General features: G+C 33.9%; 5 protein-coding genes. 2 read left to right on the top strand and 3 right to left on the bottom strand.

Features of this window, described 5'->3' with window-relative positions:
* Nucleotides 1–122: 122 nt before the first annotated feature.
* Together CKF54_RS07165 and CKF54_RS07160 are read right to left on the bottom strand one after the other, a co-directional pair.
* Complete coding sequence (locus tag CKF54_RS07165) at nucleotides 123–926, bottom strand: iron chelate uptake ABC transporter family permease subunit (protein ID WP_119525671.1); 804 nt, start codon at nucleotides 924–926, stop codon at nucleotides 123–125.
* A gap of 49 nt (nucleotides 927–975) precedes the next feature.
* The gene (locus CKF54_RS07160) at nucleotides 976–1755 is read right to left on the bottom strand and encodes a metal ABC transporter ATP-binding protein (RefSeq protein ID WP_119525670.1); all 780 of its coding nucleotides are present in this window, start codon (nucleotides 1753–1755) and stop codon (nucleotides 976–978) included.
* Nucleotides 1756–2246: 491 nt separating this feature from the next.
* Between CKF54_RS07160 and CKF54_RS08305 the strand changes: the two genes are divergently transcribed.
* Nucleotides 2247–3692 carry a M23 family metallopeptidase gene (locus tag CKF54_RS08305; RefSeq protein WP_119525669.1) on the top strand — a complete coding sequence of 482 codons (1446 nt, stop codon included), beginning with the start codon at nucleotides 2247–2249 and terminating at the stop codon, nucleotides 3690–3692.
* 144 nt (nucleotides 3693–3836) lie between these two features.
* Here the strand turns inward: CKF54_RS08305 and CKF54_RS07150 are convergent, their stop codons facing one another.
* A complete protein-coding gene (locus tag CKF54_RS07150; protein ID WP_222987568.1) occupies nucleotides 3837–4604 on the bottom strand; it encodes a metallophosphoesterase in 768 nt (255 codons plus the stop codon).
* Between the two features lie 382 nt (nucleotides 4605–4986).
* On the opposite strand from CKF54_RS07150, the gene CKF54_RS07145 reads away from it, so the two are divergent.
* Nucleotides 4987–5856 (top strand): EamA family transporter, encoded by an 870-nt coding sequence (locus CKF54_RS07145; RefSeq protein WP_119525667.1) that lies wholly within the window; start codon nucleotides 4987–4989, stop codon nucleotides 5854–5856.
* Nucleotides 5857–6118 lie beyond the last annotated feature (262 nt).

Genomic DNA, 6118 nt, shown 5'->3' with positions numbered 1-6118 from the left:
TGATTTTCGGGAATCCCTAAATTAAGGGATTAAGTATTCAGCTTTAGCCTACTTTGTTATTCTTTGCATTGCTATCTTATATTTAGCGTTACAAATTACTATTTTTACTTTTAGTTTTTATTTTAGCTATCTGTACGTTTAAAGAGTAAGCTAATAAAGAACATGCCCCCAAGAGTTGCAACTATAGCCGCACTTGCAGGGAAACTAAAGTAAAGACTGCTAAATAGACCAATCACGATTGCAATATTACTAATAATAAAAGAATAAACAATCATTTGTTGAGGGGATTTAGCAAAACGTCTTGCTGTAGAAGCTGGAATAATTAATAATGCAGTTATTAATAATGCCCCGATTAAAGTAATACTAGTTGCAACTACCAGCGCTAATAAGATAACGAGTAGGCTTTTGTAAAACGGAACATTCACACCTTCAACCTGTGCCATTTCTTCATTGATAAGAATTGACATTAAAGGCTTCCAACTTAATAAAATAGTAACAACAATAAATAAGCTTAAAGCGATAATTATGTAGATATCCAAAGTTTGCACCATGAGGATATCCCCAAAAAGATAGTCTAGTACATCAACTCTTACATAATTAGCTAAAATACTGATAATAATAAAGCCTAGAGCTAAAGAAGTGTGAGCAACTATCCCGAGAATTGAATCCATATGTAAAACGCGAGAGCGTTTTTCTATAAGGAAAAGTAAGATGGTTATAATGGCAACTGTAATTAGTAAGCCAATATAAAAGTTTATTTGCAAAGCAATTGCGAGGGAAAAGCCAAGCATGGAACCATGCGCTAAAGTATCACCAAAGTAAGACATGCGACGCCAGAGGACAAAGCATCCTAAAGTCGAAGTCGAAAATGATAACAAAAAAGCGGCTAACCAAGCAAATGTCATTAGTGACAATAAAAAAGTCATAACAACCTCAGTTGCATAAGGATTTGTAGTTAAACTAGTTTGTTACGGTTTAGTGTTGATGATCACAACCGCAAGCATTGCCATTAGTTACCCCATCTACGTGGTGGTGAATTGAGTTATGGGAGTAAACTGCAAAGGCATCTTGGATGTTACGGGCAATAACATGACCGAAAATATTAGAAAATTCTGGGTTGTGGGCAATATTTTCAGGTTGTCCTTCACAACAAATGTGGCGGTTTAAACAGATAACGTGATCAGTATTACGCATTACCAGCATCAGGTCATGACTGACTAAAACAATTGCACATTTAAATTTATCTTTAATCTTTTGTACTAAGCGATATAAATGTGCTTGACGTTGAATATCAACACCTTGAGCGGGCTCATCAAGAACTAATAATTCTGGTTTGGTCATAAGACAACGAGCTAGAAAAGCTCTTTGTCTTTCCCCGCCAGATAATTGGTGAATTGATGTTTTTAAGATTTTGGTTAAATCACAATTTTCAATTAACCAATCATAAGTTTCTTGATCAAAGCGTGGACTTAATTTAAGAAGTTGCTCAACATCCATAGGAATGCTTTGTTCAAAATGCAACTTCTGGGGTAAATAAGCTATCCTCAGATCAGCTTTTTGTTTAACAACTTTTCCTGAAGTAGGTTTATTTAGATCGAGGAGGATTTTTAATAAACTAGATTTACCGCCTCCGTTTGGTCCGACAATGGTCGTCACCGAGTTAGCAGTAATTGTTAGGTTAATTTTATCTAGAATTACTTTTTGCTCTCCTACGACTAAACTAATATCTTCTAAAGAAATTAATGGTTGAGTCATTTTAAGAAAGAATCCTCAGCTACCACAGTAGCAGAATTATAGTTTGCTTCTCAATTATAACCTTAACGAAAAAAATTTACTTTTTTTATTAATGGTATAATTTTAATCACTTTTTTAGCAAAATTTTGTTAAAATACTTTAGGTTGTTATTTCTAATACTCAACTTTTTTGCGTATTTTAGTAAAAATATTTTAAGGGTTTATTAACCCTATTGACCTTATTTTTATATATTTTAATCAATGCACGGCATTTATTAAAATATTTTTAATTTTCTTAGTGTAAATTTAAAGATTTAGCGCTATAAATATAAAACCTATTGGATTAAAAGTTAAAATAAATTTAATTCGCTGAAATTTTCGGCGCTAAATTTGTTGTTAACTTGATCTTAGAAAATAATTTAAACAGAATTCTAGTCTAGAGCATCAGAATTTGTTTGATATGTAAAACTTTCTGAGCCAGTATTAATAGCCGATCAAATTTAATCAGGATATATGGTGGATCTTTTACCTGAACAAAACTTAAAACATCGTAAGTTTTTGGTTATAGTGCGAATTTTCTATTTACTAGCTTTTGTATTAATTGGTAGTGGATTGTACTGCAATCACTTAATTTATTTACGAGGCATTGCAGATGGAAGTTTTAAGACCGACTATAACAACTTAGATGTTGATACAACCAGTCGCATAGACTTACAAGATATCAATGACATCAAGACTCTTACTGTTGACCGTGTAGATGAGTTAATTAATGACGATAATCTTGTTCCAAGCCAATTACAACGTGTAAATAAAGGTTTAGAAGAACTTAATAACCTAGTTACAAATTTAAAAGATTTAAATAGCCATACTGTTAGAACAAATGGCGAAAAAATCGAAACTATTTTAACTAACTCTTTAAAACTTCTGTTCCCAGAAGCAGAGTTAAATAAAAATGATTTAAATAATATTTTAGCTCTTAGTAAGAGAAATCGCGATGGTTTAGACAACTTAAAGCGTGGACAAGTTTTAAACTTCCACTTTACTGAATCTGGTGATATCAGTTATTTAAGTTATGTTGTTGATTTAAAAACGGAAATTCGTTATATCCGTGAAGATGATACACGTAAACCATACTATCGTGAGCGTTATGATCGTAAGGTTTCATCACGTTTAGACACCCGTGTTGGAACTGTAGGTCGCCAAGGTTTAGATGCGACTCTAAGAGCAATGGGGATTCAAGATAGCAGAGCTCGTTTAATTAACGAGATCATTACTATGCAAACTGGAGCTCCAGTTAAGAATAATGCACGTATTACGATACTATCTAACCGAGAATATATCGGTGACCAACTCTATAATGAGTCATTCCGTAACATTCAAGCAGTTAAAGTAACTCAAGACGGTAAGAATTACTTTGCAATTTTATACCGTAATGCTTGGTACAGCGCAGATGGTAAACGTCCTGAGCAAGTAACGTTTAACCGTTATCCATTTGTTGGTAAAGTACCAACAATTACTTCAGGCTTTAATCCAACTCGTCGTCACCCTGTAACAGGTAGACTTAGACCGCATAACGGGATTGACTTTGGTATTCCAATCCGTACACCAATCTACTCTCCTGCAGACGGTCGTGTAACTAAAGTAGCTTACCAACCAGGTGGAGCTGGACGTTACATAGTAATCGAACATACTAAAGCAATAAGTACTGTTTATATGCACTTGTCATCAACACCTTTAGCTGTTGGGCAAAGTGTTAAACGTGGACAGTTAATTGCTTATTCGGGTAACTCTGGTATTACTACCGGTCCACACTTACATTACGAAGTGCATGTAAATGGGGTACCACGTAATCCAAGAACAGTGTCTTTACCACAAGGTAGAAATGCAAACGTTACTACAGTACAGCAGTTTAAAAACTTATCTGCTGACTACCAAAAACGTTTAAATAGTGCAAAATAAACTTGTACTTAACAAAATAAAAAAGAGTGTAAGAATAAATCTTACACTCTTTTTTATTTGCTTGATTTTAGCCTCTCGATCTTTAGTACTTTTTGCTCTAAGAAATTTAGTACTTTTTGAGTTTTAAGTAAGCTTAGGATAGGCTTAATTGCTTCCCTCGAGAGTAATAACAAAGACTTCACGTTGTGAACCTAAACGGAATGGTGCTCCCCAGAATCCCCAACCGCTAGTAGTAAAGAGATGGCTAGCTTCTACTTGCTTATAACCATAACTCAAGTCATACATAAAGGAAACAACTAGGTTTAATGGGAATAGTTGTCCACGGTGAGTATGCCCTGATACTTGTAAGTCTACTTTGCTTGCAATAACTTCGTCAAAATATGGGCGGTGATCCATTACAAGGATAGGTAGGTTAGGATTTTGTTTTGCAAGGATTTGCTCTAGAGGAAGACGTTCAGGGTTGGTCTGATCTTCTCGTCCGACAAGGATAAATTCATTATTAATTACGATGGCTTGGTCACGTAACAGGATAATGTTTCCATCTTTAATTGCCTGAATATTTTCCGCAAGTAAACCATAAAACTCATGGTTACCTAGAGAAGCATATACTCCTAGAGGAGCAGTTAGCTTTTTCATATCCTCTTGCATGTTGTATTTGTAGTAGACACTTGCGTCATTATTGATGATGTCTCCTGGCATTAAAATAATGTCAGGTTGCACTTTTTTATTTACTTCAACTAACTTTTGGATGGCTCTGTTACCAACAAGGTAGTCTAAATGTAGATCAGAGGCAACAAGTACTTTAAGAGGTTTACTTAAAGGTTTGTCTAGTTTTACACGATATTCATGAATAACTGGAACTTGGGCATTGTACCAAGAGAAAGCTACTAGACCAATAAATGCTAGAGGCATAAGAGATCTAAATAAAGTTGGATACTTTGATCGTGTAACTTTATAAAGGATAAATACAGTAAAGGTTGCTAAGAAGTATAGCCAAAGGAGGTTGAGATAAAAGATAAAAATTGTAAAGCTGATATTAGTACGTTGTAGACCATAGTACAGCACTACATTACTCAAAATAAAGAAGAGAATGTAGCTAATCAGCAAGGTTTTAGATTTTTTATTGAAGATCCACCTTAGGCAGAAGATAGTGTATAAGAGTAGAAACTCAAAGGCTCCTAAAACGATATAAAAGAACAATAATTCCTCCTAAAATTACTGATTATTTTTTCGTGAGATTGTTTATAATTATAACGTTGTTTTTATTTAATATTTTATCTTTTTGGACTAGAAAATGATCTTTTTACTAATCGCAATTTGTGCGAGTGTTTCGGTTTCAATTCTGTTAAAAGCAGTAAAAAACTCGAGAATAGAAATTCCCCAGATTATATTTTGGAACTACATAGTTGCAACGGGGTTATCTTACTTTTTCCTTTATAAACCAGAGACTCCGATATCGGCTTTAGTTAATAGCTCGAATTGGTATATTTTTGTTTTACTGGGTATTCTCCTCCCTACCGTATTTATAGTGATGGGGAAAGCGGTGCAAACTTCTGGGATTGCTAAAGCAGATACTGCAAGTCGTATTTCTTTAGCAATAGGTATTCTGGCAAGCTTTACAATTTTCCAACAAAAGCTAACTGTTCTAGCAATAATTGGGGTAGCTTTAGCTTTTGTGGCAATTTTAATGCTTTTAAATCGTGGGCAGAGTGCGCGTACGATAAGTGAGCAAATAGCTGTTAGAGAATCTAAATTTGCATGGTTATGGTTATTCCTAGTTTGGTTAGGTTATGGCTCTATTGATGTTTTATTAAAGTTAATGGCAGTTAAAGATACCATGTCTTTACTGATGTTAATCTTTATTTTAGCAGCTGTAGTAATGCTAGTTTATAACCTGCAAAGAAAAACTAAATTTAACTTTGCCTCAGTTTTAGCTGGGATTTTATTAGGTGCTTTAAACTTTACTAATATCTTTACTTATGTACGTGCTCACCAAGAGCTTCATGGGCATACGGCATTAGTATTTACTTCAATGAATATCGGGGTAATTGCATTATCACTTCTTGTTGGCGTAATTTTCAAAGAGCGCATCTCAAAAGTAAATTACCTAGGAATTCTTTTAGCAGTAGTTGCGATTGGCTTAATTGCTTTAGGGCGAAATTAAGATAGCTTAATATTTACCAGAGTAAGTAAAGACTACTTTAGTTAGTAAGTTTATGAAGTACTAGCTATTGCTTTAGGTAAGAACAATACAAGTATTAAAATACTAAATTAGTAGGGCTAAGAGTAATCTCTTAGCCCTTACTAATTCCTTATTCCAGATAAAAGCTTCTGTATTTAAGATTTTGTGCTTTTATATCTTTATCACTTATTATTGTTTTAGAATTTCTTTTTTTTTTTGCGTAGAACCTGAATTCCGCAATTGT

This window comes from Psittacicella hinzii, assembly GCF_003585885.1.
Taxonomy (GTDB): Bacteria; Pseudomonadota; Gammaproteobacteria; order Enterobacterales; family Psittacicellaceae; genus Psittacicella.
Note: the sequence above shows the minus strand (reverse complement) of the source record. Positions and strands in the feature narration are given on the sequence as shown.